We start from the raw sequence: 26,674 nt of genomic DNA on the forward strand, positions 1-26,674 counted from the left end.
TTTTTTGGTAAACTAGAAGAAAATAGTAGGAGGTTATAAAATGAATAAATTTAAGCGCATACATGTTATTGTAATGGATTCTGTAGGTATTGGAGAAGCACCAGATGCCGACGTATTTGGTGACGTAGGATCACATACAATTGGGCATATTGCAGAAAAAATGAACGGACTTCATATGCCTCAGATGGAACAACTTGGACTTGGTAACATTGATGATATTCAAGGGATTGCTAGACAGACTCAGCCTACCGCTTATTTTGGTAAAATGCAGGAGGCCTCTGTTGGTAAGGATACAATGACTGGTCATTGGGAAATCATGGGTCTTAATATTGATAAACCGTTTAAAGTATATCCAGACGGATTTCCTCAGGAGTTAATCTCCCAATTAGAGGAGAAAACTGGTCGTAAAGTAATTGGAAACAAACCGGCAAGTGGAACAGAAATTTTAGATGAGCTTGGCGAAGAGCATATGAAAACTGGTGCCATAATTGTATACACATCTGCTGACCCTGTGCTACAGATCGCAGCACATGAAGAAATAATTCCGTTAGAAGAATTGTATCGTATTTGTGAAATTGCACGTGAATTAACTTTGTCGGAGGAATTTTTAGTAGGTCGTATAATTGCTCGTCCTTTTATCGGAGGATCGGGTAAATTTGTTCGTACATCAAATCGCCATGATTACGCGTTAAAACCTTTTGGTCGTACAGCGATGAACGAACTGAGTGACGAGGGACTAGATGTAATCGCAATTGGTAAAATTAACGATATTTATAATGGTGAAGGCATCACTTCTACGGAAAGAACAACAGATAATATGGATGGGATGGATAAATTCATCGCTACACTGGATAAAGACTTTAAAGGAATCAGTTTCTTAAATCTAGTTGATTTTGATGCATTATTTGGTCATCGCCGCGATCCATTAGGCTATGGTAAAGCTTTAGAAGAATTCGACGTACGTTTAAAAGAAGTATTTCCAAAGTTAACAGAGGAAGATTTGTTGATAATTACGGCAGACCATGGAAATGATCCAACTATGCCAGGAACAGATCATACGCGAGAATATGTTCCGTTAATTGTATACTCACCAAAATTTAAGGAAATAACAGAGTTACCACTACGTAATACATTTGCCGACATTGGAGCAACGATTAGTGAAAACTTTGGTGTATCGACTACAGAATTCGGAGAGAGTTTTCTTTCTCTATTAAAATAATCCATATTTATATGAATTAATTTCATAAGGGTAGTAAAATTCCACTCCAGGTGGACGCCTGTAAAAATAAAAGAGATGTGTAAGGAGATTATTTAATATGAATATGCTTAATTTAATCGATAAGAAAAAAAGAAACAATTCATTAACCGAAGAAGAAATACAATATATGATTAATAAGTATACAAATGATGAAATTCCAGACTATCAAATGAGTTCCATGTTGATGGCAATCTTAATAAATGGAATGAATAAAGATGAAACATCATGGTTAACAAAATCTATAGTTGAATCAGGTGATGTTATTGACTTATCTTCTATTGAAGGATTCAAAGTTGATAAGCACTCAACAGGAGGAATAGGAGACAAAATTAGTCTTCTTGTTGCACCGATTTTAGCATCATTAAACATTCCCATTGCAAAAATGAGTGGAAGAGGATTAGGTATCACAGGTGGTACTGTAGACAAATTAGAATCTATAGAAGGTTTTAATGTTGAATTAACTTCTGATCAATTCATAAAGCAAGTAAATGAACATAAAATTGCGATAGTTGGTCAATCTGGTAATTTAACTCCAGCTGATAAAAAGTTATATGCCTTAAGAGATGTAACAGGTACTGTGGACTCAATCCCGTTAATTGCTTCTTCAATTATGAGTAAGAAAATTGCTAGTGGTGCAGACGGCATTGTACTAGATGTAAAATGTGGTAAAGGTGCTTTCATGAAGGATTTAAATCATGCTACAGAATTGGCTTCTACTATGATTAGCATTGGAGAAAGTTTAGGTAGAAAAGTATCAGTTGTTATTACTGATATGAACCAACCTTTAGGTCATAACATTGGTAATAAATTAGAAGTTGCAGAAGCACATGATTTCCTTAGAAACTATAAAGATAGTGAGCAAGGCTTATTAGAAGTTACAATAGCTATATCTTCAAAAATGTATCAATTAGCTACTGGAGTAAGTGAAGATGAAGCACAAAAACAAGTAATAGAAACACTTACAAATGGTGCTGCATTGGAAAAATTCAAAGAGTTTATAACTGCTCAAGGCGGAGATGCTTCTGATATTAATCCGAAAGCTACTAAGCATACGATTGAAGTAAAAGCTGTAAAAGATGGTTATATCAATTTAATTGATGCTGAATTGATTGGGATGGCTTCTCTATTAGTAGGTGCAGGTCGTTTAACAAAAGTGGACACCCTTGATTTTGATGCAGGAGTTAAACTGGTATCATTAACAGGTCAAGAAGTTCAAAAAGGTGATACATTAGCTATTCTATATTCAAACAAAGATGATGTAGCGGAATCAATTAAATTGATTGAAGAAGCATATAAAATTATTGAAGATGAACCAGTCAAAAATAATTCTATCTTGAAAATAATGTAAAATAATTCTATACAATATAAAGAAAAAGTTGGTTAGCTAATTGGATTTAGCTTACCAACTTTTTATTTTGTAGAAGTGTAAAAATAAATAATACAAAGATAAGTTAACTAGATCACTTTTTTAAAATTTGAAGGATCCAACGAGATATACAATTATTTCGTTTACTTGCTCTCGTGTGCTATTTACTTGCGGCTGCAGTAGTTTTACTTGCTCAAGAGGGACAATTACTTGCGAAGTGGATTATTTTTCCAAAGAATCAACTAAGTGAAGGTATACAATTATTTCGTTTACTTGCTCTCGCATGCTATTTACTTGCGTCCCGTTTTAAATACTTGCTCTTCGTGGCTGTTTACTTGCGGGTGCAGTAGTTTTACTTGCTCATGAGGGACAATAACTTGCGAAATGGATTATTTTTCCAATGTCTCAACAAAGTGGAGATACAATTATTTCATTTACTTGCACTCGCATTATTTACTTGCGTCCCGTTTTAAATACTTGCTCTCTGTGGCTGTTTACTTGCGGGTTCAGTAGTTTTACTTGCTCATGAGGGACAATTACTTGCGAAGTGGATTATTTTTCCTATGTCTCAACAAAGTGGAGATACAATTATTTCATTTACTTGCTCTTGCATGCTTTTTACTTGCGTTCCGTTTTGAATACTTGCTCTCCGTGGCTGTTTACTTGCGGGTGCAGTAGTTTTACTTGCACATTAGGGACAATTACTTGCGAAGTGGATTATTTTTCCAATGTCTCAACAAAGTGGAGATACAATTATTTCATTTACTTGCGTTCCGTTTTGAATACTTGCTCTCCTTGGCTATTTACTTGCGGGTGCAGTAGTTTTACTTGCTCATGAGGGACAATTACTTGCGAAGTGGATTATTTTTCCAAAGAATCAACTAAGTGAAGATATACAATTATTTCATTTACTTGCTCTCGCATGCTATTTACTTGCGTCCCGTTTTGAATACTTGCTCTCCGTGGCTGTTTACTTGCGGGTGCAGTAGTTTTACTTGCTCATGAGGGACAATTACTTGCGAAGTGGATTATTTTTCCAAAGAAAGTGAAGATATACAATTATTTCATTTACTTGCACTCGCATGCTATTTACTTGCGTTTCGTTTTGAATACTTGCTCTCCGTGGCTGTTTACTTGCGGGTGCAGTAGTTTTAATTGCTCATGAGGGACATTTACTTGCGAGGTGGATTATTTTTCCAATGTCTCAACAAAGTGGAGATATACAATTATTTCATTTACTTGCACTCGCATGCTATTTACTTGCGTTTCGTTTTGAATACTTGTTCTCCGTGGCTGTTTACTTGCGGGTGCAGTAGTTTTACTTGCACATGAGGGACAATTACTTGCGAAGTGGATTATTTTTCCAATGTCTCAACAAAGTGGAGATATACAATTATTTCATTTACTTGCACTCGCATGCTATTTACTTGCGTTCCGTTTTGAATACTTGCTCTCCGTGGCTGTTTACTTGCGGGTGCAGTAGTTTTAATTGCTCATGAGGGACAATTACTTGCGAAGTGGATTATTTTTCCAAAGAAACAACTAAGTGAAGATACAATTATTTCGTTTACTTGGTCTCCATGTCTACTTACTTGCATTAGGGTGACATTTACTTGCGAAACAGGGGTTTTTTTTCAGTTTAAAACATTCAAAATAGGCATCTCGCTGAGGTTTTTAAAAACTTTTGCGAGATGCCTATTTTTTGATTAAAAAAAAGAATATGTTCCCATACTTTAAATGACCACCCTCTGTCGAAAATCGACTAATAAGAGATGATTTCTTCTACTTTTGTCAAGCGCAAGGAGTTTTCAAGGAACATGTGGAATAGCGCTATCTAAGGAGGCGATTGTATGATTCATGAAGTAGAAAAAGTAGGAGACGAAATTATTATTATTCGATTAAAAGGTGAATTAGATCATCACAGTACAAATGATATCAGAAATGAGATAGTTCCAATGATAAAAAACGGGTCTATTAAAGTAATAGTTTGGAATTTGAAAGATTTGAATTTTATGGATAGCTCGGGGATAGGGTTAATTTTAGGCAGAATGAGAGAGCTTGCTCCGATAGATGGACAAACAATTATTGTAAATCCGTCACCAACAATGCGTAAAATTTTTCAGTTTGCAGGTTTAAGCCCTTATATCTATAGCGAATCCGAAATTGAAATAATGTCTAAGTTAGGGGGAATAGTTTATGGACAATGAGATCACATTATCTTTTATCGCTAAAAGTGAGAATGAGGCATTAGCTAGAATGGTTATGTCTAGTTTTATCGCAACGATTGATCCGACAATTGAAGAGTTATCTGAATTTAAAACAGTCATCTCCGAAGCTGTAACGAATGCTATCGTTCATGGTTATGAAGAAGATGGTATCGGAAAAATTGAATTGCATGCACAAAGAGTAGATAGAGAAATTATCGTTTCTATAGTAGATTATGGCCGTGGAATACGTGATGTAAATCAAGCTCGTGAACCACTATTTACGACAAAGCCTGAGCAGGAACGTTCGGGAATGGGCTTTACAATTATGGAAAGCTTTAGTGACGGAGTTGAGATTTACTCCATTCCTGATAGGGGGACGACTGTAACAATAACAAAGCAATTTGTACCAATCCAGGAATCTTGTAGGATCGTCTAATGATAAATAAAAAACCGTCTACTTTACTAACTCAAGAAAAAATGAGAGAGCTCATAGCACTATCACAGACTGGTGATAAATTAGCAAGGCAGCAAATGATTGAGGGTAATACTAGGCTTGTATGGTCTATTGTCCAAAGGTTTGCATCAAGAGGAGCAGATCTAGAGGATTTGTTTCAAATCGGCTGTATCGGCTTGATGAAATCGGTAGATAAATTTGATTTGTCCTATGAAGTGAAGTTTTCAACGTATGCGGTTCCTATGATTATAGGGGAGATTCAGCGGTTTTTAAGAGATGATGGAATGGTGAAAATCAGTCGCTCGATTCGGGAGTTAAATTTTAAAATTCGTCATGCTACGGATGACTTTTTAAAAACGTTTGAGCGTCAACCAACTATTTTGGAGCTTGCGCATATTTTAGAGGTTTCACGAGAAGAAATAGTTATGGCCACAGATGCTCTTCGTGATCCGGCATCGTTACAGGAGCAGCTTTATGAAAATGATAGCGGGGATGCACTAACGTTAATGGATCAAATGAAGGACGAGCGTTCCGAGAAACCATTTGAGCATATTCCGTTACGTGAGCTAGTAGAAAAACTGGAAAAACGAGAGCAAATGATTATCTATTTACGCTATTATCTTGATTGTACACAAAGTGACATTGCTGAACGATTAGGAATTTCCCAAGTACAAGTGTCGAGACTAGAGAAGAAAATATTAACTCAATTAAAAACCTGGCTAGTACCAGTAGGTCATACGAATACAAATGCAAAAGATAGGTGATTGAAACGAAACCTTTGTTTACTAGTAAGGATGAAGCAGAATTATATTTAAAAGAAAAGTTCGGTGAAAACGAGTCTTTTGATGTGGGAATTTTACATACCCATTTATATGAATTTCCTGTACTACTCGTATTTATTACTGGACTGATTGATGGCCTAGTAATTACACAATTATTAACGAACACCCAAATGAAAATTACAGATAAAACAATAAGCGAAAATGATATCATTGAGCATTATTTACCGTATTACTCTATTACGCAATATGATTCCAAGGAAAAATGGCTTGCTGCACTTTTGAGTGGACAAGTAACTTTTATATTAACAAATGGTTCAGTATATACAATAGATGTTCGTTCATACCCTGGAAGATCACCTGAAGAACCTGATAATGAGAAGGTTGTAAGAGGCTCAAGGGATGGATTTACAGAAAACATAATCCAAAACACAGCACTCATTAGAAGAAGGATTCGGGATACCAATTTGCGCTTTGAGCTACACCAAATTACGGAGTTAGGTCAAACTGATATTGCAATAACTTATATTAAAGATATTGCTAATGAAGATAATCTTACTCAAATTCGAGATCGATTAAAGCAAATAAAACATGATGGAATTACTATGACGGACAAAGCATTAGAGGAATGGCTATTTAAACAAGGTTTTCACCCTTTGCCTTTTGTACGATTTACAGAAAGGCCAGATATAGCAGCAGCGCATTTACTAGAAGGACATATAATAATAGTAGTAGATACATCTCCATCCGTAGTTATAGTACCTACGACCCTTTTTCACCACCTACAACATGCTGAGGAATACAGGCAAGCACCAGCAATTGGTACAGTGGTTAGGTGGATTCGATTTGTAGGGGTTCTTCTAAGTTTATTTCTTTTACCATTTTGGTATTTATTATCAGTACATCCAGAGTTTTTACCAAAGGCTCTTGAATTCATTGGACCGAAAGAATCCACTGAAATACCGCTGTTATTACAGCTTCTATTTGCAGATATTGGGATAGAATTTTTAAGGCTTGCTGCTATTCATACTCCTACTCCGCTTTCAACTGCGATGGGGATTATAGCTGCGTTAGTTATTGGACAAATGGCTGTTGATGTAGGAATTTTTGTGCCAGAGGTTATTTTATATACAGCTATAACAGCGATATTCACTTTTTCTATTCCCTCATATGAGCTTAGTATTACAACAAAAATATTTAGGACGATTATTCTGTTGAGTACTGCGTTATTTGGACCGAGTGGATTTTTTGTAGCTTCTTTAGCTTTGCTTTGGTACGTATGTTCTGTTAAACCTTTAAATGTGCCTTATTTATGGCCACTTCAACCTTTTTTTCCAAGGGCATTTATGCGTTTGATCATTAGGTTTCCAATGCCTGATGATGCGAAACGACCATTTATAACACGATCACCAGATCGTAAACGTTCATAATGTGCATTGCCATTTCCTTATCTATTGTGATAAAGTTTTAATAGATATAGGGAAAAGAGGCGAACTAAATGGTGCTAGTTTCACGGCATGCTGTAAACGAAAAAGGTCACTTAATGATTGGTGGAATAGATAGCTTAGAGCTTGCAAAAACATATGGAACACCATTGTTTGTGTACGATCTGTCTCTAATTAGAGAACGAGCACATGCATTCATCCAGACATTCCGAGATCAACATATATCGGCACAAGTTGCTTATGCGAGTAAAGCTTTTTCAAGTGTTGCAATGTATCAATTGATGAAACAAGAAAACTTATCATTAGATGTGGTATCTGCTGGAGAATTGTATACTGCGATTCAAGCAGGATATCCAGTAGAAAGAATTCATTTTCATGGAAATAATAAAAGTAAAGAAGAATTATTATTAGCTCTTGAGCATAATATTGGTTGTATAGTTGTCGATAATTTTTATGAAATAGAATTATTAAAGATACTTACTGAAAAAACCAAGAAAAAAGTTAATGTTTTGTTAAGGGTAACACCTGGTGTCGAAGCCCATACGCATGATTATATTACAACTGGTCAACAAGATTCTAAATTTGGGTTTGATCTGTTGAATGGACAAGCTGACCAAGCATTTCTGGATGTATATCAGGATGAATATATCCAGTTGCTTGGTTTGCATTGTCATATTGGCTCTCAAATATTTGACACGACTGGTTTTAAGGTGGCTGCTGAGAAGCTAATTACTAAAATGATAGAGTGGTATACGGATTATAACTTCTTATGCGGTGTATTAAATCTAGGCGGTGGCTTCGGTATAAAATATACAGATGAGGATGCTCCGCTTGAACCAGCTGTATATGTAAAAGAAATGATACAAATTGTAAAAGAGCTCGTGCATAATTCTTCTTTTAAAATGCCAGAAATTTGGATAGAACCGGGTAGATCATTAGTTGGTGATGCAGGAACTACGTTATATACTGTCGGATCTGAAAAAATTGTACCAGATGTTCGAAATTATTTAGCGGTTGATGGAGGTATGTCCGACAATATCAGACCTGCATTATACGGAGCTGAATATGATGCAGTTATTGCAAACAAAATGGACGAACAGTTAACAAATAATTATACAATTGCTGGTAAATGTTGTGAGTCTGGTGATAAGCTAATCGAAAATATACAATTACCTGTAGCTGAGCCAGGAGATATTCTTGCGATGTTCTGCACAGGCGCTTATGGTTATTCCATGGCTAGTAATTATAATCGTTTAACGAAACCAGCGGTTGTATTTGTAGAAAATGGTAAACATCAATTAGCTGTTAAAAGAGAGACGTTGGAAGACCTCATACATCTTGACCTTCCTTTAACAATGGAGAAGGAGTGAACAAGATGAAAAAGGCTAACGTAATGCTATTTCTAATGATTTTTATTGTTGGAATAGTATGGGGTGTCATATACTGGTTATTTATAGCACCAAATGCGAATTTGTAAATATGGTAAGTTAAGGTGCGATAATACAGATATTTTAAGAAATTGGACTATGTTAAATTTAGTGTTGAGTATGATACGTTTATAGATTTACGAACTAAATTACATTTGTAAGGGTCTTAAATTAAAGTTGTATATTCGTATGTATAATATCAATAATGAATGAATAAACAAGCCAAGAAATTAAAAGAGGGTTTTAATTATGCTACTTCGCTATAAAAAAACATTTGAAAAAATTTCAATGGGGTTACTTTCCTTTATGCCTCATGAAAAAGACGTAAAAAAACTATTAGAAACAATTCATGAGTATGAGACAAATCCAGAGTGGCATTTGTTTCTTTGGAAGAAAGAGGACGACTTAGTAGGATTAATAGGAGTACGAATGGAAGGAACTGAAGCAGTAATTCAACATCTTTCAGTCAACCCTTCACATCGCGGTGAAGGTCTCGGTGAAAAAATGTTGGAAAAAATTCCAGCCGTTTTACAAACTAATTCCATAAAGCCATCTGAGGATGTAGAACCATTTTATACTAAATGCCAAACAAAAAAAGAAGAGGACTGACTTTAATTTTATAAGTCATCTCTCTTTTTTTTCTCTCTTTCTCGTTCCTCCAGTATTTCTGAACGATCTCGAAGCATATGTTTATGAATAAGAAAATGTATGTCCTCATTCGTTTCTAAATGGACGCGACTTACTTGCGTCTGTAGACTAGGATTAGTTATCTCAATAGTAAATCCTTGAAACTTTTGGCTACTAGTCATTAATTCGAGTGCATTTGTCATATTTTTTGTTAATTTTTGGAAATTTAGGTTTTCAAAGAAAGGAGAATTCTTCGTTATTTCCATTCTTTTAATACTTGTTCTCATCGTTTTAATAGCTCCCGTTAGATTTCCGCGACGCCAGTGATACATAGAAGTTGCTAACAAGATTAGAGCAGTTAACGCATGATTTTTATGCCTTGGAGAAACTTCCTTCCAATAGTCTTCCAATAACTCGTGACACTCAAAATAATCGAAGGTTTCATTGAAATGTTTTAGAAATGCGACAAAACTAGTATGAAATGTAGGGTGCAATACAATCACCTTTCCTCTATAATAATGTTAAAAACCGATAATAGGTGGAGTTTTATGACTTACGAAGTAAAAACAGAAGCGTTTGAAGGACCTCTAGATTTATTATTACATTTAATAAATCGTTTGGAAATAGATATATACGATATAAAAATGGCGGAAATCACAGAGCAGTACATGGAGCATGTTCACGCAATGCGTGTTCTAGAACTCAATGAAGCAAGTGAATACTTAGTAATGGCTGCAACTTTACTATCGATTAAAAGTAAAATGTTATTGCCAATTCACCAAGACGATGACATGGACGATGATTTCGATATGGATTTACAAGATCCAAGGGATGAACTTGTACTAAGATTAATAGAATATAAGAAGTATAAAGAAGCAGCAGAAAACTTGCATGAGATGGAGGAGACACGTTCACTCTATTATTCTAGGCCACCAACAGATTTAAGTGAATACCAAACTAGTAAACAATTAGAATTACTTGAATTAGACGCAAATGTGTACGATATGCTCGGTGCTTTTCAAAAAATGTTGCGAAGAAAACAAATAAATGCACCTCTTAATACACGAATAAGTAAACAAGAAATATCGATTAAAGCTCAGATGAAAAATGTTATTGAGGTTTTGAAAAAGGGAGGAGGGAAATTATCATTTTACGATTTATTCCCTACAAGAGATAAGACCTCGATCGTTACTACTTTTTTATCTCTACTTGAACTGATGAAACGTCAGATTATACATGTAGAACAAAAAAGTAATTTTGAAGATTTGTTTGTGCATTTGCGAAAGGAAGATATAGAAAGTGAATTCCAAGATGAAATTGATGAGTAATATAGAAAGTCTATTATTTGTAAGTGGAGAGGATGGTCTAACTAAAAAACAATTAGCTTTCCTAACTAGTTCGGCAGATGAGGAAATAGAAGCGATCCTCCAGGAAATGATACAGGAATATAAAACGAATCACACTAGGGGAATTGAGATAAAACAATTAGCAGGAACCTATCAATTAGTTACGAAGCAAGAAAATATAGATAGTATTCAGAGACTAGTAGAGAATCCAACAAATCAGTCATTGTCGCAGGCATCTCTTGAAGTTCTAGCAATTGTTGCTTATAAGCAACCTATTACGAGAGTAGAGATTGAAGAAATTCGTGGGGTCAAGTCAGAGCGACCAATTCATACTCTTTCTGCTAAAGGTCTAATACAAGAAATAGGCCGTGCAGAAGGGACAGGTCGGGCTATTTTATATGGAACGACAACTGAATTTCTTCAATACTTTGGGTTAAAAGATATTAAAGCACTTCCACCACTACCAGAAGATTTGTCTGTTGATGAAATGGAAGACACAGATTTATTTATGACGAAATTTCAAGAGACCTTTGAAGGGTAGAAATAATTGAATGAGGAGTATGATTCATTTTTAAAAAAATGGTATTTTTTCTGTTGCTTTTTCTTTTGTGGAGTGTAAATGATGTGGAAGCCTCGTCCTCTTATGCTGTTATTGACGCAAATACAGGGAGATTATTAGAGGGTAGCAATGCAAATACAGAACTACCAATCGCAAGCCTCACTAAAGTTTGGACTGCTTTAACAGTGTTGGATAATGTGTCTCTCGATGACGAAATAACAATCTCAAATGCTGCTGCAACACAAGAAGGGTCATCTCTATACTTAAAGGCCGGTGAGGTTTGGACTGTCGAATCCTTATTGTATGGGTTGCTGTTACAATCAGGTAATGACGCTGCTTATGCACTTGCTGAGCATACAGGTGGATCTATGGAAGGCTTTACAAAATTGATGAACGAAAAAATACAGTTAGCTGGGTTAGAAAACTCTCATTTTACTAATCCATCGGGACTCCACCAGGATGAGCACTATGCTTCTGCTTTAGATATGGCTAATATGTTCCGACTGGCTTTGCAGAACGACTCATATACTCAAATTGCATCAGCTAAAACTTATACTCCTAAAGAAAGATCCGTCACTTGGAGAAATAAACATAAATTATTGCACTTTAATAAGTATGCGGTAGCTGGAAAAACCGGGTATACAAAAGTAGCAGGAAGAACACTAGTGACTTATTTTGAGGATAATGGGAAAAAAGTTATTGTAGTAACATTAAACCATTCGAATGATTGGAATACTCATTCTTCTCTTGCAGCAAATGTTTTTCGGACATACGATAATGTCAAGGTTGTGGAAAAAGGAAAATATCGTCTGTTAGATAAACAGATTATTGAAGTGAAAAAAGATTATTTCCTTTTACTTAAAAAAGAAGAAAAAGATGCGACTAAAAATGTATTGATGATTCCACGTAAATCATCAGAAAAAAAACCCTATCTTTGGAATGTTACGATTAATAATGAGATTGCATTAAAGTTTAACGTAATGAAAATTAAATAGAATTATGGTGAAGACAGTTATTACAAAAGACTGTCTTCTTTTAATTTGTCCCAAAGTATGACATAATTCACTCATATGATTTGGATAGAATGGACGAGGTGAATGTGTTGGAAAGATTACAAAAAGTGCTCGCACATGCAGGTGTGGCATCTAGAAGAAAAGCGGAAGAAATGATTACACAAGGAAAAGTTAAAGTGAATGGAAAAGTAGTAACAGAACAAGGGTTAAAAGTGTCCGACAATGATGTAGTAGAAGTTGACGGGGTTAAATTAGAAAAAGAGCAAAAAGTATACTATTTACTTTATAAACCACGTGGAGTAATTTCGGCTGTTTCGGATGATAAAGGCAGAAAAACAGTAACGGATTTATTGCCACATGTGAAAGAGCGCTTATATCCTGTAGGAAGACTGGATTATGAAACATCAGGTTTGTTACTTCTTACTAATGATGGAGATTTTTCTTATGCCCTCACACACCCAAAATATAAAGTGGATAAAACATATGTAGCACGAGTAAAAGGCATCCCTTTAAAGGAACAGTTGCGACCACTGGAACGAGGTATTGTTTTAGAAGATGGTAAAACAGCTCCTGCTAGAGTAAAGCTACTATCTTCCGAGCGAAAAGCTGATAAATCGATTATTGAGATCACCATACATGAAGGAAAAAACAGACAAGTACGTAGAATGTTCGATGCAATAGGTTTTCCTGTTCAAAAGCTAAAAAGAGAACAATTTGGTTTCTTAACTCTTCACGGTTTAAATGCCGGGGAATGGAGAGAATTGACTACTCATGAAGTAAAACAAATGAGAGTGTTAGCAGAGACGGGGAAAATAGGAAAATAAAACCTATGTGTTCACAAAGCCTTCATAAGTAAGGCTCTTTTAATTTGTAAATTTTGTTATAATAATTCATGATTATGCTTGGAAATGGAGGTTAGCAAATTGGCACAGTCTAAGAAACGACGTTTTTATATGAGAACAGCTATATTAGCAGTACTCGTCGTAGCTATAGTTTTTACAGTTTACTCCAACTTAAATAAAGAGAAAAATGCTGTATTACAAGTAGGCGATAAAGCTCCAGATTTCGTATTAGTAGATATGGATGGAACTGAAAGGCGTTTGTCTGATTATAAAGGGCAAGGTGTGTTTTTGAACTTCTGGGGTACATGGTGTAAGCCTTGTGCTAAAGAAATGCCGGCCATGGACAACCAATACGGTGAATATGCTAATAAGGGTGTCCAAACACTGGCTATTAATATTGGTGAATCAGACCTTAAGGTAAATAGTTTTTCAAATCGATATGGTTTAACTTTTCCTATAGCAATTGATCGTAATAAAAGTGTAATGGAATCGTATAATATTGATCCGCTGCCAACTACTTTTTTGATCAATCCAGAAGGTAAGATTGAGAAAATTATTAAAGGCGAAATGACCGAAGAAGATATTGCGAATTTTATGGATCAAATTAAACCTTCATGAAGGAGTCTTAAAAATGGACAAGATAGTTTGTGCATGTGGAAACGTTAATCCAGCTGGTACAGAGTTATGTGAGAGCTGTGGTCGTCCATTAACTGAAGAGACAAAAGAGAAAAAAATTGTAGATATGCGCTATGAAGGATCTGCAAGACGGTCTCAAACGTATAATAAGACGATAATTGATAAAGTATGGAATTTCTTTTCCAGTGTAAAAGTAGGTATGTGGATAATTGTAGCGATTCTAATTGCAGCTGCAATTGGAACTATACTTCCACAAGTATTTTATGTGCCTGCAACAAATGAAACTGATATTGCTGCATATTATCAGAGAGTGTATGGTGGGTTTGGAACCCTGTATTATAAGCTTGGGTTATCGGACTTATACAGCTCATGGTGGTTTCAGGTATTAGTTGGTATGCTTGGTATTTCACTAGTAATAGCAAGTTTAGATAGAGTCATACCTCTTTATAAATCTTTGAAAAAACAAAAGACGAAGAGACATTTAAGTTTCTTGAAGAGACAACGTATTTTTGGCATGGGTAAATCGGATGTTACTGAGGAGTCATTACTGAAAGCGGAAGAAAAGCTTAAAGAGCTAAAATACAATATAAAACGTGAAGGTAATGCGATTTTAGCAGAACGAGGACGTTTTTCACGTTGGGGTCCGTACGTCAACCATTTAGGACTAATTATTTTCCTTTTTGGTGTAATGCTTCGTGCCCTTCCTGGTTTTTATGTAGATGAAACGATGTGGTTACGTGAAGGTGAAACGCTTTATGTACCTGAAACAGACGGTTATTTCTTAGAAAGTAAAGAATTCATCTATGAGACATACTCGAAAGAAGAATCTAAAGAAGTATACGGTGATGCTATTGATCGAGTAGGTACGATTGCAAAGAACTATCAAACAGACGTTTCCTTATATAAAGGACCAGAAGATTCTGTAGCAGGACATACAGAAGACTTGAAATTTGAAAAGGAAGCTTCTATTCAAGTAAATAAGCCAATTAAATTTGATAATTTCTCAGTGTTCCAAATGGACTTCCGCTTGGATGAATTAGCAACAATGACATTCCAATTACAGGATAAAGAGACACAGCAATCATTTGGAGAGTTTACAATTGATTTAGCAGATCCTCAACCTTTTTATGAATTAGATGAGGGATATAAGGTCGAGGTTATGGATTATTACGCTGATTTTACTGGATTTGAAGAAGGGGTTCCGCAATCTCAATCACCACTTCCAAACAATCCTGCCTTTTTGATAAAAATGTATAGTCCTGAATTCCCTAAAGGTGAAACTAGCTTTGTCATGATTAAAGAAACTGTAGAACCTCTAGGGGTAAACCAACATAAAATTGCTTTCCAAAGCGTGGAAACGAGAGATGTATCTGGTTTAACAGTTCGTAAAGATTTAACACTTCCACTTCTTGCGTTAGGTGGTCTTATATTTATGATAGGTGTAGCTCAAGGCTCTTACTGGAACCATCGTCGAATTTGGATTCAATTATCAGAAGATGGACAGACGGTTGTTGCTGCGCATACAAACAAAAATTGGTTAAGTGTTAAGAGAGATTTGGACAAGGTTACAGAAGTAGCTCATCTTCCAAAATATCTAGATCAGCAGGATATAGATTCTTTAGAAGAAAAAGTGGATAAAGAAGAAGGAGTTTAACAAAATGGATATGGCATCTCTAAGTAGTACCTTATTATTTATAGCTTTTGTAGCATATTTAGTTGCTACATTTTTATTTGGAGGAGCAGTGAAATCTTCAAATGCTGAAACCACCAAGTCCTTTGATAGATGGGGCAAATTAGCGATTACCGTTACTATTATAGGATTTATTGCTAATCTCGGCTATTTTATTACTAGATGGATTGCTGCTGGACATGCGCCTGTAAGTAACCTATTTGAGTTTACTGCTGCATTTGGAATGATGATTGTAGGAGCATTTATTCTTATTTACTTTATATATAAAGCTCCTGCTCTTGGATTGTTTGCATTACCAATAGCTTTACTAATCATTGCATATGCAAGTATGTTCCCAAAAGAAATTACTCCGCTAATACCTGCATTAAAAAGTTACTGGCTAACCATTCATGTAATTACTGCAGCAATGGGTGAGGCAATTTTAGCGATTAGTGCTGTAGCAGGATTTATTTATTTGTTGAAAAATATTGACTTGACAAAGAGATCCAAGGAACGTTTTTGGATTGAGGCAGTTATGTACGTTTTAGTCCTTGTTGTAGGTTTTGTTGTTGCTTCGCTATCGTTTTATTTAGTGAATTATAATGCAGAATACAACTATATAAGTAAAGATGAAACACAACATACAATTGTATACACAATGCCAGCCCTATTTGGTATGAATGAATCAGAAGCAATTACAGATGGAGCATTTGAACCACTTGTGGAAATGCCACCGCTAGTAAATGCAAAAAAATTAACTACAGTTGTTTGGTCTGTTTTATTTGGTACAGTAATTTATGTTTTACTTCGTTTAATATTACGTAAACGTATTTCTACTGTTTTACAACCACTTACGAAAAAGTCTAATTCTCAATTGATGGATGAAATCGGGTATCGTTCAGTATTAATCGGTTTCCCTGTGTTTACACTTGGAGCATTAATATTCGCCATGATATGGGCGCATGAAGCATGGTCACGTTTCTGGGGCTGGGATCCAAAAGAAGTATGGGCACTTATCACGTTCTTATTCTATGCAGTGTTCTTACACCTTCGTTTATCAAAAGGCTGGGAAGGTAAGAAATCGGCTTGGATTGCTCTAATTGGTTTCATCATAATTATGTTCAACTTGATTGCAGTAAATCTAATTTTAGCGGGATTACATTCTTACGCATAACAAAAGTGTAAGCGCCGACACCGTTCTTCAGCGACGAGCTTTGCGCAGGAGCAAAACGAACTTCTGCGACGAGCTTTGCGCAGGAGCAAAACGAACTTCTGCGACGAGCTTTGCGCAGGAGCAAGAGCTGGAAGGATTTCACGTAAAGGAGTCCTTTGGAGGGGGAGTCAGTCTAAGGTCATGACATCGTGTCACAACGACTGTCTGACCCGCATCGTGCGAGACCCTGAAATCCTGAAGCGACTCGAGGAGCTAGGCGATGGATCTAGAATAAAAGATAGAACTAGTGCACAGTTAGAAAGCTCTTTACTCTTTACTTAACGGGAGGAAGAGCTTTTCTTTCATTTTGGATACAGTAATTGTACAATATAAAGTAGATGTTGATAGAAAGGTTTGATAAAACTATGTCTGAAACAATTAAACTTCTAGTAGTTGAGGATGAAGAACGCATTCGTCGTCTTTTAAAAATGTATTTAGAACGAGAAGGATATGAAGTAGAAGAAGCTGAAAATGGGGAAGTCGCATTACAGCTTGCATTAGAATTTGAGTATAATTGCATCCTATTAGATATAATGATGCCTGAAAAAGATGGCATAGAAGTGATGACAGAGCTACGTATGCATAAAGAAACACCTATCATATTATTGACAGCTAAAGGTGAAGAAGCAAACCGTGTGGAAGGTTTTGAACTTGGAGCTGACGATTATATTGTAAAACCGTTTAGCCCAAGAGAAGTAGTATTACGTGTAAAAGCTCTCTTGAAACGCTCTACTGCTTTTGCACCTTCTCAAGGAACATCTATTTCAAAAGAAATAGTAGTCTTTCCGCATCTAACGATAGATCATGATGCGCATAGAGTTACTGCGGATGGGGTAGAAGTAGGTTTAACTCCTAAAGAATATGAACTACTATATTTCTTAGCGAAAGCACCAGATAAAGTATTTGATCGTGAGCAATTACTAAAAGAAGTTTGGCATTATGATTTCTTTGGGGATTTGAGAACAGTTGATACTCATGTAAAACGGTTGCGTGAAAAGCTAAATAGAGTTTCTGAAAAGTCTGCTAAAATGATTGTGACTGTATGGGGTGTCGGATATAAATTCGAGGTCATAAATGAATAGAATTTGGAATAGTGTTGTCGGGAAGCTATGGGGAACCATACTGCTTCTCGTCTTATTTGTGTTATTTATTGTAACCGTTTTATTACTTGAATTTCTAGGTGATTTTCATACAGAGCAGGCGGAGGAGTCACTCCGTAAAGAGGCAGTTACTATCGGTAAAATTGTTGAGCAGCATGACAATGTAGAAGATTCGTTTAAAATTATACAAGATATTTTAGGTACAGAAACTAATACTTTAATTGTACGCAATGCAGAATCCGTTTTTTTATCAGTCCATGAAGGGCTTAACAAGGATGTAGTACAGAAAAAAATATTGGATAATAAGGAATTATCTAAAATATACACTTCTGATGAGCCAATTGTGAAGAAAATGCTAATGCCCGCTATGAATAGTGAGGATCGGATGGAAGATTATATTATTTTAGCTGCCCCTTTAGAATCCAATAAAAACATTCATGGTGCTGTATTTATTTATCAAAGTTTGGAAGTTGTTAGTAAGACGACAAATAGTACTACGAAAATTGTTTTCTTATCTGGGTTTATTGCGTTACTTTTAACTACTATGTTTACTTTTTTCTTAACCTCTCGTATTACTTTACCACTTAGGTCTATGAGGGAAGCGGCGATTCAATTAGCTAAAGGTAACTTTGAAACAAAAGTTCCGTATCTGCAAAAGGATGAAATTGGAGAACTAGGAATCGCTTTTAACCAAATGGGGAAACAATTGAAACATCATGTAGAAGTGATTAACCAAGAAAAGGAACAACTGGCGAGTATACTAACATCCATGACGGATGCGGTTATTACATTTGATACTAAATTTGAAGTTCAAGTTAGTAACCCACAGGCAGATATACTTCTCAACAAATGGTATGCAAATGCAGAGACGTTAGATGATTCTAAGCTACCTGCTGAACTTCATCATCTTTTAGAGTACGTCTTTGATGTTCAAGAGGAGTTTGACGAAAAATTAGAGATTAAAGGCTCCTATTTTGCTGCATCTATTAGTCTTTTATACACTAGTGGTAATGTTGTGCGTGGTGCAGTAATAGTACTTCGTGATATGACTGAACAGCATCGTTTAGATAAAATGAGGTCAGACTTTATCGCAAATGTTTCGCACGAGCTTAGAACGCCTATTTCGATGTTGCAAGGCTATTCAGAAGCAATAATAGATAATGTCGTTACAACCGAAGAGGATAAGAATGAAATGATCCGTATTATATACGATGAGTCTAAGCGAATGGGTAGACTAGTAACTGAATTGTTAGATTTAGCCCGCCTAGAGTCAGGTTATCTAAGTATATATAAAGAAAAGGTTTCTGTTGTCCCGACAATTGAACGAATAACACAAAAATTTGATCAAGTTGCCAAAGAAAATAATATTAGACTTTCTTTTAAACATAATATAAATGAAAATTTATCGATGGAAATTGATGAAGATCGTATGGAACAAGTGTTAACCAATTTAATCGATAATGCCCTTAGGCATACAAAAGAGAATGGTTCTGTCACCGTCCAATTAAGTAAGTCAGATACACAATTTGTTATAAAAATAGTCGACACTGGATATGGCATTCCAAAAGAAGATCTTCCGTATGTATTCGAACGTTTTTATAAAGCTGATAAGGCCAGAACTAGAGGGAAAAGTGGCACTGGTTTAGGTTTGGCAATTGCGAAAAACATTGTCGAAAGACATGATGGTGTGCTAACTGCAGAAAGTGAAATTGGAGTAGGTACATCCTTTATTATTAACTTGCCTATAAAGTGATTCTACAAACTGTGAAGATTACCTTCACATCCCGATGAGTGAAAATGGACTCTTGTATATAACGCTGTGTCTTGATTCGGACCGCAATACCTGAGTAAACAGCATCCTGATGGTCCGTGTCTCGCAGGAACCGTATAACAGAGACAGACCCATCTGTCGTAGCGTTTTGAACTATGTTCTACGTTGCGCTTATATAGGCAGTTATTCTCCCATCTTATCTTCTAATTGGGAGTCGTATTGTCTATTAATGTGGGATAAAAGGCGTGTAACAAATTTGTACTTGAAACGACTAATTGAAAGAACGGGGGGAGCCTATGAATGACTCCGTTTTCCACCGCTTGTATGATACCTATCATCAAGACGTTTTTCAGTTTCTCATATATTTGGTGAAAAATAGACAAACTGCAGAAGACTTGGTTCAAGAAGTATATGTACGAGTGCTTAAAGCTTATAGCAACTTTGAGGGAAAAAGCTCAGAAAAGACATGGCTATTTTCAATAGCCAAAAATATTGCAATTGACCATTTTAGAAAACAAACCGTCAGAAAAAAGAGGTTATTTGACTCATTTGACTGGGAAAAGATGCAACTTGCATCTTCCGAAATGTTACCGGAAGATTTAGTACAGCTTAATGATGAGATGAGAACATTATTAATTGCATTGGATGATTGTACGGGAGATCAGAAAATGGTTATTATTATGCGATATTTCCAGGAACTTTCGATTGCGGAAACATCGGAAATTCTAAATTGGTCGGAAGGGAAAGTGAAGACAACGCAACATCGTGCAATAAAAGCACTTCGTGAACGATTATCTGATAAGCAAAAGGAGGCAGATGTTCATCATGAGTGAGAAAAAGACAGAAGATCGTGTATTAGATGAGCTATTAAATAACATGCCGAAGTTTACAGATAAACGCTCGAAAGATGAAATGTATAAACTGGTAAAATCCAAAATAGAAATTCAGGAGAGGCCTGAGAAACGTAATCGACTAGAGGTTTCAATGAACAAATGGCTACCTTTTATCATTTCCGTAGCTTCTGTCCTTATATTAACAGTTCTCGTCTCTTCCTTTATAAATAAGAATGAGAGTTCCACAGCTGATAAAGCCCAAGAGTCATCAATGGAAAAAGATCATATGAGAACGATGGACGTACCAGAAGAAGCATCAATGGCTACTGAAGAAGACAAGTCTAGCGATATGTCGACTATGTCTGGAAAAATAGTATCTTCGTATGAATTAGTTCCTTTCGACAGTCTATTTACCTCTGTTTACGAGAACGATTTAAATGGAGGAACAGTATTTCATTTTTCTTTATTAGAAAATGCTCTCTCTATTCCAATAACGATTGTAATTCCTAAAGAACAAATAGATATGGATTTTCCAAATAAGACACCAAATAGCTTGGAGCTATATGAAAGATACGCATTTGGGATTGATGAGATTTCCCTTGGATTCCAAGAATACCATCCTTACAAAGGTTACTTTTTGACAGAAGGTAAAATGTTAAAGCACTACTTACCAGTAGATCATGGTTATGATGCTGCCCCTGGAGCAATGGCGCCTTATCTATCTTCTATCAATGAAATTTTCACTGATTTTGATTCCTTTTTAAGGGTCAATGAAGATGGTTCGCCGATTGACTGGGATCAAGTCGGTACGCTAGATGAACCTGTGGAGCTAAAAGGTACAGAGAAAAAGGTAAATTACTTTGCATATAATGGTTCTAATGGAGAGACATATTTAGCACCAAATTTTAATAAAACATTCGCTACATTATCGGAAGCATTGATGGATATGAGAGATCCTGGAAATGATATATACACTTCTGTTATACCAAATAATGTGACCTACACAGTAAGAGAGGATAAAGGTTTAGTAATACGCTTCGATAAACCTTTAAACCTGGAATCTTTAGATGTGAGTGAGGCATCTCGATTATTAGAAGCTTTTTCCCTAACTGCCGCAAGCTTTAATCAATCCATCCAATTAGAAAATGTTGTACAAGAAAGTTGGGATGGAATTAATTTAAGCAGCTCACTTCCTGTTCCAATCGGACCGAATGGTTTTACTTTGCGAACCAACTAAATAACGTCAACTGCCAATCCTTATCAACTAAAGCTTGGCAGTTTTTTTGTATCTGGGTACGCGATAGCCTATAAAGTTATGGAAATAGCCCATAAACAATCAATCCAGGAATAATAACGAGATGAAAGCCCATAAGATTTCAAATATAGCCCTTAATTCAATCAAAAAAGCCCGTAAATTTTTTATTATAGCCTATATTAGGATGTTGGTCTCAATTACAAACAGGTCTGTTGCATATATTGTTTATATTTGATAAAATGTTATTAATTCAAGATATTAATCATGAAGATCAACAAAATATTGATTCATCTTCGGGGCAGGGTGCAATTCCCGACCGGCGGTATTAGAAATTTATTTCTTCAGCCCGCGAACCTTAACAGGTTGATTTGGTTAAATTCCAAAGCCGACAGTATAGTCTGGATGGGAGAAGGTGAAGGTGCAGTCGTTTCTCGTATGCTTATACGGATACGCTTATTTAAGTGTACCTTGTTTCTCCCTTGAACTTTATTGGTTCAAGGGATTCTTTAAGTGTGCAAACGAGCTGAACCTTTCTTCTTGTGGAGTGAATCGCAAAAGGAGAGAGGATTTTATGATAAAAGGCAAAACGCGAATGCTTATTGCAGTTGCAATGCTTAGTAGTATTTCTTTTGTTTTAATGCTACTTGCTTTTCCATTACCGGTTTTACCGGCATATTTGAAGGTCGACTTTAGTGATATACCAGCTTTAATCGCTGCAATCACGATGGGACCAATAGCAGGAATTCTAGTTGCATTTTTAAAGAATGTGTTAGATTGGTTATTTGCAGGAAGTCCAACTGGTGTACCTGTTGGTCATATGGCTAATTTTGTAACTAGTATCTTATTTTTAACACCAGTGTATTTGATTTATCGTAAAGTTACTACGTCAAAAGGAATTATGGTAGGACTAGGAGCAGGTACAGTATCTATGGCGATTGGTATGAGTGTTTTAAATTATTATGTGTTTTTACCAATGTACACTTATTTCTTAAATTTCCCAATGGAAACCGGTACTGCCTTGTTTAATACTATCATTTTCGGTATTTTACCCTTTAATTTGATTAAAGGCGTAATTGTAACTATTGTGATGATTGTATTATTTAAACGTATAAAACCTTTACTTGATAAGGTTACTAATTCATATATGAAACCTAATACAAATTAAAAAAAGTTGTTTCTCCATTAGGAGGAACAACTTTTTTTTAGAGGAAAGTAAATATAAATGGATAATACCGCTTTGATTTCCGCCACAATCAACTAAGTAAGCAGTGATTATATAGGATCATCTAAAGACATCATTTATAGCATTGGAACTAATAAGTAGAAAATAACAATTAGTAATTCAGTTACATTCATTTAGGTTGTGAATTAATCAAATTATTTGGGGAAATTATCCTTTTCGCAAGTAAAAGGTAATAAACCGCAAGTAATTATGGACTATGGGCAAGTAAGCTCTTTACGACCGCAAGTAAGCCACAGATGTAAGCAAGTAAACAATAGGGGAGAGCAAGTAACGATAAAATTGGATTCAATTATTTCATAAAAGATGAGGATGTATACGCACAAAGTCCATGTTCCTAGTACTTTATGATATGAAGTGCACCGCATACAAAACAGGGGCTCTGGATTTGTTATCAAGCATCTTTCAACTAGTAAGAAGACAGAAGACATACGGCAAAAAATAGCTGGTTTCAATCGTATAGAGTAGCGTTAGAGCGAACGAAATTGCATCTTCGAGTGCTTAATCTAGGAATAGTTAGTAGTTTTTCTGTAGTTAACCAAAAACGCACTTAGGTATTTTTCTAAGAATTGCAGAATGGCGCGGACAGGTAAACGCCAATATCACTAAAAATTAACTTGGTAACGATATAGCAAAACGTCTGTCCAAGCCTTCGCAAACGATTGGGAAAAAAGGCACTTGTATCTTTTTTACACGGTTTTCTTTCAGAAAAAAAAGAATGGCGATCATGACAAGAGTCACAACCACCATTCAATATACTATTCGAATTTCAGAGCGTCTCCTTCAAATGACTCATCTGCTACTTTAATAGAATCAGTAGGACAACCTTCAAATGCATCTTCCATGTCCTCCATTAGTTCTTCTGGAACTTCTGTTGTACCCATGTTATCATCTAAAATAACGAAGGCAATACCTTCATCATCATAATCATAAATATCTGGGGCAGCTGCTCCACATGCTCCGCATGCAATACATGTATCTTTATCTACAATTGTATATTTTGCCATTATTATATTCTCTCCTTTATAACTACTAAAACGAATATGCTATCTTATTCATTCTAAAGATGTTTTCCATACATTTCAACCAAAATACTTCAGAAAAGAGAGGTATTCCTATGCATTTTCATCAAATATTACTATTTATAATACATAAAATATCTGGGCAACGTTCTGAGAATGCCCCATATTATTTATTAAAAGGCAAAAAATCAGGACAAACCATTCAAGATGTGACATATTTTCAACTTCATGCTTTCTTCTCTATCCTTCCACAATTATCGAAGGAAGATTATGATGAAGCGATAAATGAGCTGTTTAAAAATGAGTTTATTCGGGTAAATGAATCACTCGTATATATAACTGAAAAAGGAATTGAAATACTACCGAGTGATAAAGAACCTCTATTTAATGGTTGGAAATATAGGGGCAAGGAACAACTTTTTTGGAAAAGAATAGACTTAGTTATCCAAACATTGTCGCAGTTCCAAGCGAATGAAAAAAAATTCGTACCAAACCAAAAGGATATTTCTATACAGCATTTTGTTAAAGACTTTTTAATCCAAAATAATTTCCGTGAATTTAACTTGAATACCGATATTAAGCAAGAAATTTTTTATTTACTTGAAAACCCTTCTTTTGATGATCTACACAGAACGTTGTTTGTTTATCGGCTTAGTGGCTATAAGACAACTGGTTTGACATGGGAACAACTGGCTCGCCACTTTCATATGACTGACTTGAACATTAAAATAATTTTTTTAGAATGTTTACATAGTATGTTAGACAATATTTCAATAGAGACAAGTCCCCGGTTATTTAATTTAGCTAAAGATATTCGTATCGATACGCCTCTAACTGAATCTGCTTTTAAAACAAATAGTCTATTTGAAAAGGGATATTCTATTGAAGAAATTGCTAAAATAAGAAAATTGAAGATTAATACAATAGAAGATCATGTGATTGAAATAGTCTCAAACGATAAAAATTTCTCTATTTCTGCTTTTATTTCTAAGGATCAAGTAGAAGAAATTCTTCACCTATCAAACGAGCTAGAAACAAAAAAACTCACATTAATAAAACAAAGATTACCGGAAATTAGTTTCTTTCAAGTGCGCTTAGCATTGACGAAGGGAGAAAAGAATTCATGAATAAATTAAAATTAAATGAAATTCTTCAGAAAAAGTTCGGTCATGAAAACTTCCGAGATGGGCAACAGGAAATAATTGAACAAATTATAGCAGGAAAGGATGTTGTTGCTATACTTCCTACTGGTATGGGGAAATCCCTTCTTTATCAACTACCAGCATACCTAATGGAAGGAACTGTGATTATCGTGTCACCTCTTTTATCTCTTATGCAGGATCAAGTAGAGCAACTAAAATTACTAGGAGAAAAAAGAGTTATTGCCATCAATTCATTTTTACCATTCCAAGAAAGAGAAATGGCTTTTCGTCACTTAGCTGATTTTAAATTTATATTTACTTCACCAGAGATGCTCCAAAATGAACAATTTAACCGTGCGCTTAGAGAGCTTTCCATCGCATATGTTGTAGCAGATGAGGCGCATTGTATTTCTCAGTGGGGGTTTGATTTTCGACCTGATTATTTGAGGATATCAGGTTGGATACATTCGCTAAAAGCTGTGAATGTTCTTGCATTAACAGCAACTGCGACAAGCGAAGTTGTCAAAGATATTAAAGGAACTTTACGGATGACAAAACCATTTGAATACATTCATTCACTTGATCGTCCTGCTATTGCATATGAAATAGTAGAGGTTGAAAACCAACAAGAAAAAATGAATTGGATATTAGGTAGAGTTATCTCTACTGAAGGTCCAGGAATAATTTATACACAATCACGTAAAAAGACGGAAGTTTATGCAACAATGCTAAGAGAACAAGGAATTTCTGTTGCCTATTACCACGCAAAAATGGAGCAAAGTGACAGGATATTAATCCAGCAACAGTTTCAGCAGGGACAATTAGATTGGATCTGTGCGACTAATGCTTTTGGAATGGGTATTCACAAAGATAATATCAGGCAAATTATTCATGATCATATTCCGACCTCTGTAGCAGGCTATATGCAGGAGGTTGGAAGAGCTGCAAGAGATGGCAATCAGGCAATCGCCTCACTCTTATATACTTCTTCAGATGTTGAGCAAACATTTTACGTAGCGATGCAAGATTTTCCAGAGGAACAAGACATACATTTTGCTTATCAAGAAGAATATTCTGAAGTTGAACAGGCAGAGACTACAAGCCGCATTCTAGCTTATTGGAAAGAGCAATTAAATGAACAGCAAACTATTCAATTATTTAAGCAAATTAAACAAAAAAAGTGGCAGGATATTCAAAGTTTTTACTTAATGATTCGAAATGATTCCTGTTTGAGGGAGCAGCTACTTCATTATTTTGATCAAGCATTAATAGAACGCCCCCATCATTGTTGCTCCAAATGTAAATTAAATGTCTCGAGCATTTTAAGGAAAAGAACTGATGAAAAGAATAGGCAAGATGAAATGAATTGGATAGATAGATTAAATATACTTCTTCCATCATAATACTTTTGTTAAGTTTACTTTTTCTACAATATTCGTCATAATAGAAGTAGAAATGAAGGCAGAAATG

Annotated in this window: 24 protein-coding genes and 1 riboswitch; of the genes, 22 read left to right on the plus strand and 2 right to left on the minus strand. The window is 35.4% G+C overall.

All coding sequences use genetic code 11. The features are described 5' to 3' along the window. Nucleotides 1-40: 40 nt before the first annotated feature. The 8 genes from deoB to MKY60_RS08115 all read left to right on the plus strand — a co-directional run bounded on the left by deoB (nucleotide 41) and on the right by MKY60_RS08115 (nucleotide 9,545). Nucleotides 41-1,219, plus strand: a complete 1,179-nt coding sequence (deoB, locus tag MKY60_RS08080; RefSeq protein WP_241598784.1) for a phosphopentomutase — start codon at nucleotides 41-43, stop codon at nucleotides 1,217-1,219. A gap of 97 nt (nucleotides 1,220-1,316) precedes the next feature. Next, a complete protein-coding gene (locus tag MKY60_RS08085; RefSeq protein ID WP_340929453.1) occupies nucleotides 1,317-2,606 on the plus strand; it encodes a thymidine phosphorylase in 1,290 nt (429 codons plus the stop codon). A 1,868-nt stretch (nucleotides 2,607-4,474) separates the two neighbouring features. Next, the gene (locus tag MKY60_RS08090; protein WP_090561861.1) at nucleotides 4,475-4,831 is read left to right on the plus strand and encodes an STAS domain-containing protein; all 357 of its coding nucleotides are present in this window, start codon (nucleotides 4,475-4,477) and stop codon (nucleotides 4,829-4,831) included. Then, a complete protein-coding gene (gene spoIIAB, locus MKY60_RS08095) occupies nucleotides 4,821-5,267 on the plus strand; it encodes an anti-sigma F factor (protein ID WP_090561859.1) in 447 nt (148 codons plus the stop codon). The genes MKY60_RS08090 and spoIIAB overlap by 11 nt, the downstream gene beginning before the upstream one ends. After that, nucleotides 5,267-6,049, plus strand: coding sequence for a SigF/SigG family RNA polymerase sporulation sigma factor (locus MKY60_RS08100; protein WP_090561857.1), 783 nt, complete (start codon nucleotides 5,267-5,269; stop codon nucleotides 6,047-6,049). The genes spoIIAB and MKY60_RS08100 overlap by 1 nt, the downstream gene beginning before the upstream one ends. A gap of 14 nt (nucleotides 6,050-6,063) precedes the next feature. Further along, entirely contained in the window at nucleotides 6,064-7,494 is a 1,431-nt protein-coding gene (locus tag MKY60_RS08105; protein WP_245402472.1) for a spore germination protein, read from the plus strand. A 68-nt stretch (nucleotides 7,495-7,562) separates the two neighbouring features. After that, nucleotides 7,563-8,879: a diaminopimelate decarboxylase gene (lysA, locus tag MKY60_RS08110; RefSeq protein WP_241598786.1), complete on the plus strand. Its 1,317-nt coding sequence runs from the start codon at nucleotides 7,563-7,565 to the stop codon at nucleotides 8,877-8,879. Between the two features lie 306 nt (nucleotides 8,880-9,185). Continuing rightward, on the plus strand, nucleotides 9,186-9,545 hold the full coding sequence (locus tag MKY60_RS08115) for a GNAT family N-acetyltransferase (RefSeq protein WP_241598787.1): 360 nt from the start codon (nucleotides 9,186-9,188) through the stop codon (nucleotides 9,543-9,545). An 8-nt stretch (nucleotides 9,546-9,553) separates the two neighbouring features. Here the strand turns inward: MKY60_RS08115 and MKY60_RS08120 are convergent, their stop codons facing one another. Further along, on the minus strand, nucleotides 9,554-10,057 hold the full coding sequence (locus MKY60_RS08120; protein WP_241598788.1) for a DUF309 domain-containing protein: 504 nt from the start codon (nucleotides 10,055-10,057) through the stop codon (nucleotides 9,554-9,556). A 54-nt stretch (nucleotides 10,058-10,111) separates the two neighbouring features. Here MKY60_RS08120 and MKY60_RS08125 point away from each other — a divergent pair, with 54 nt between their 5' ends. The 12 genes from MKY60_RS08125 (at nucleotide 10,112) to MKY60_RS08180 (ending at nucleotide 22,965) form a co-directional block, all read left to right on the plus strand. After that, complete coding sequence (locus MKY60_RS08125; protein WP_093494628.1) at nucleotides 10,112-10,891, plus strand: segregation/condensation protein A; 780 nt, start codon at nucleotides 10,112-10,114, stop codon at nucleotides 10,889-10,891. Next, nucleotides 10,884-11,450, plus strand: coding sequence for an SMC-Scp complex subunit ScpB (gene scpB / locus MKY60_RS08130; protein WP_093494857.1), 567 nt, complete (start codon nucleotides 10,884-10,886; stop codon nucleotides 11,448-11,450). The genes MKY60_RS08125 and scpB overlap by 8 nt, the downstream gene beginning before the upstream one ends. 83 nt (nucleotides 11,451-11,533) lie before the next feature. Next, the gene (locus MKY60_RS08135; RefSeq protein WP_340929457.1) at nucleotides 11,534-12,463 is read left to right on the plus strand and encodes a D-alanyl-D-alanine carboxypeptidase family protein; all 930 of its coding nucleotides are present in this window, start codon (nucleotides 11,534-11,536) and stop codon (nucleotides 12,461-12,463) included. 107 nt (nucleotides 12,464-12,570) lie between these two features. Next, nucleotides 12,571-13,305 (plus strand): pseudouridine synthase, encoded by a 735-nt coding sequence (locus tag MKY60_RS08140; protein WP_090561843.1) that lies wholly within the window; start codon nucleotides 12,571-12,573, stop codon nucleotides 13,303-13,305. Nucleotides 13,306-13,404: 99 nt separating this feature from the next. Further along, nucleotides 13,405-13,941 carry a thiol-disulfide oxidoreductase ResA gene (gene resA / locus MKY60_RS08145; RefSeq protein ID WP_241598791.1) on the plus strand — a complete coding sequence of 179 codons (537 nt, stop codon included), beginning with the start codon at nucleotides 13,405-13,407 and terminating at the stop codon, nucleotides 13,939-13,941. 13 nt (nucleotides 13,942-13,954) lie between these two features. Then, on the plus strand, nucleotides 13,955-15,613 hold the full coding sequence (resB, locus tag MKY60_RS08150; protein ID WP_241598792.1) for a cytochrome c biogenesis protein ResB: 1,659 nt from the start codon (nucleotides 13,955-13,957) through the stop codon (nucleotides 15,611-15,613). Nucleotides 15,614-15,617: 4 nt separating this feature from the next. Continuing rightward, nucleotides 15,618-16,802 carry a c-type cytochrome biogenesis protein CcsB gene (gene ccsB, locus MKY60_RS08155; protein ID WP_276517599.1) on the plus strand — a complete coding sequence of 395 codons (1,185 nt, stop codon included), beginning with the start codon at nucleotides 15,618-15,620 and terminating at the stop codon, nucleotides 16,800-16,802. Between the two features lie 404 nt (nucleotides 16,803-17,206). Beyond that, nucleotides 17,207-17,923, plus strand: a complete 717-nt coding sequence (locus MKY60_RS08160; protein ID WP_093494632.1) for a response regulator transcription factor — start codon at nucleotides 17,207-17,209, stop codon at nucleotides 17,921-17,923. Beyond that, nucleotides 17,916-19,694: an ATP-binding protein gene (locus tag MKY60_RS08165; protein WP_241598793.1), complete on the plus strand. Its 1,779-nt coding sequence runs from the start codon at nucleotides 17,916-17,918 to the stop codon at nucleotides 19,692-19,694. The genes MKY60_RS08160 and MKY60_RS08165 overlap by 8 nt, the downstream gene beginning before the upstream one ends. A 314-nt stretch (nucleotides 19,695-20,008) precedes the next feature. Beyond that, a complete protein-coding gene (gene sigX / locus MKY60_RS08170; protein WP_241598794.1) occupies nucleotides 20,009-20,545 on the plus strand; it encodes an RNA polymerase sigma factor SigX in 537 nt (178 codons plus the stop codon). Continuing rightward, complete coding sequence (locus tag MKY60_RS08175; protein ID WP_241598795.1) at nucleotides 20,538-21,782, plus strand: hypothetical protein; 1,245 nt, start codon at nucleotides 20,538-20,540, stop codon at nucleotides 21,780-21,782. Before sigX ends, MKY60_RS08175 begins: the two co-directional genes overlap by 8 nt. Nucleotides 21,783-22,085: 303 nt before the next feature. Next, nucleotides 22,086-22,218, plus strand: a riboswitch (FMN riboswitch). 153 nt (nucleotides 22,219-22,371) lie between these two features. Beyond that, complete coding sequence (locus MKY60_RS08180) at nucleotides 22,372-22,965, plus strand: ECF transporter S component (protein WP_093494636.1); 594 nt, start codon at nucleotides 22,372-22,374, stop codon at nucleotides 22,963-22,965. A gap of 833 nt (nucleotides 22,966-23,798) precedes the next feature. Here the strand turns inward: MKY60_RS08180 and MKY60_RS08185 are convergent. Then, the gene (locus MKY60_RS08185; protein ID WP_090561824.1) at nucleotides 23,799-24,047 is read right to left on the minus strand and encodes a ferredoxin; all 249 of its coding nucleotides are present in this window, start codon (nucleotides 24,045-24,047) and stop codon (nucleotides 23,799-23,801) included. 110 nt (nucleotides 24,048-24,157) lie between these two features. Between MKY60_RS08185 and MKY60_RS08190 the strand changes: the two genes are divergently transcribed. Then, on the plus strand, nucleotides 24,158-25,189 hold the full coding sequence (locus MKY60_RS08190; protein ID WP_241598796.1) for a helix-turn-helix domain-containing protein: 1,032 nt from the start codon (nucleotides 24,158-24,160) through the stop codon (nucleotides 25,187-25,189). Beyond that, the gene (locus MKY60_RS08195; protein ID WP_241598797.1) at nucleotides 25,186-26,607 is read left to right on the plus strand and encodes a RecQ family ATP-dependent DNA helicase; all 1,422 of its coding nucleotides are present in this window, start codon (nucleotides 25,186-25,188) and stop codon (nucleotides 26,605-26,607) included. The genes MKY60_RS08190 and MKY60_RS08195 overlap by 4 nt, the downstream gene beginning before the upstream one ends. Nucleotides 26,608-26,674 lie beyond the last annotated feature (67 nt).

It is taken from the genome of Psychrobacillus sp. FSL K6-1415, from assembly GCF_038003185.1.
Taxonomy (GTDB): domain Bacteria; phylum Bacillota; class Bacilli; order Bacillales_A; family Planococcaceae; genus Psychrobacillus; species Psychrobacillus psychrodurans.

Coding starts and splice junctions, on each gene's coding strand:
- MKY60_RS08175 (WP_241598795.1), top strand. CDS start 20,538: ATGAGTGAGAAAAAGACAGAAGATCGTGTATTAGATGAGCTATTAAAT.
- spoIIAB (WP_090561859.1), top strand. CDS start 4,821: ATGGACAATGAGATCACATTATCTTTTATCGCTAAAAGTGAGAATGAG.
- scpB (WP_093494857.1), top strand. CDS start 10,884: ATGAGTAATATAGAAAGTCTATTATTTGTAAGTGGAGAGGATGGTCTA.
- MKY60_RS08100 (WP_090561857.1), top strand. CDS start 5,267: ATGATAAATAAAAAACCGTCTACTTTACTAACTCAAGAAAAAATGAGA.
- lysA (WP_241598786.1), top strand. CDS start 7,563: ATGGTGCTAGTTTCACGGCATGCTGTAAACGAAAAAGGTCACTTAATG.
- ccsB (WP_276517599.1), top strand. CDS start 15,618: ATGGATATGGCATCTCTAAGTAGTACCTTATTATTTATAGCTTTTGTA.
- MKY60_RS08115 (WP_241598787.1), top strand. CDS start 9,186: ATGCTACTTCGCTATAAAAAAACATTTGAAAAAATTTCAATGGGGTTA.
- MKY60_RS08085 (WP_340929453.1), top strand. CDS start 1,317: ATGAATATGCTTAATTTAATCGATAAGAAAAAAAGAAACAATTCATTA.
- sigX (WP_241598794.1), top strand. CDS start 20,009: ATGAATGACTCCGTTTTCCACCGCTTGTATGATACCTATCATCAAGAC.
- MKY60_RS08160 (WP_093494632.1), top strand. CDS start 17,207: ATGTCTGAAACAATTAAACTTCTAGTAGTTGAGGATGAAGAACGCATT.
- MKY60_RS08190 (WP_241598796.1), top strand. CDS start 24,158: ATGCATTTTCATCAAATATTACTATTTATAATACATAAAATATCTGGG.
- MKY60_RS08090 (WP_090561861.1), top strand. CDS start 4,475: ATGATTCATGAAGTAGAAAAAGTAGGAGACGAAATTATTATTATTCGA.
- MKY60_RS08185 (WP_090561824.1), bottom strand. CDS start 24,047: ATGGCAAAATATACAATTGTAGATAAAGATACATGTATTGCATGCGGA.
- MKY60_RS08195 (WP_241598797.1), top strand. CDS start 25,186: ATGAATAAATTAAAATTAAATGAAATTCTTCAGAAAAAGTTCGGTCAT.
- resB (WP_241598792.1), top strand. CDS start 13,955: ATGGACAAGATAGTTTGTGCATGTGGAAACGTTAATCCAGCTGGTACA.
- deoB (WP_241598784.1), top strand. CDS start 41: ATGAATAAATTTAAGCGCATACATGTTATTGTAATGGATTCTGTAGGT.
- MKY60_RS08165 (WP_241598793.1), top strand. CDS start 17,916: ATGAATAGAATTTGGAATAGTGTTGTCGGGAAGCTATGGGGAACCATA.
- MKY60_RS08180 (WP_093494636.1), top strand. CDS start 22,372: ATGATAAAAGGCAAAACGCGAATGCTTATTGCAGTTGCAATGCTTAGT.
- MKY60_RS08125 (WP_093494628.1), top strand. CDS start 10,112: ATGACTTACGAAGTAAAAACAGAAGCGTTTGAAGGACCTCTAGATTTA.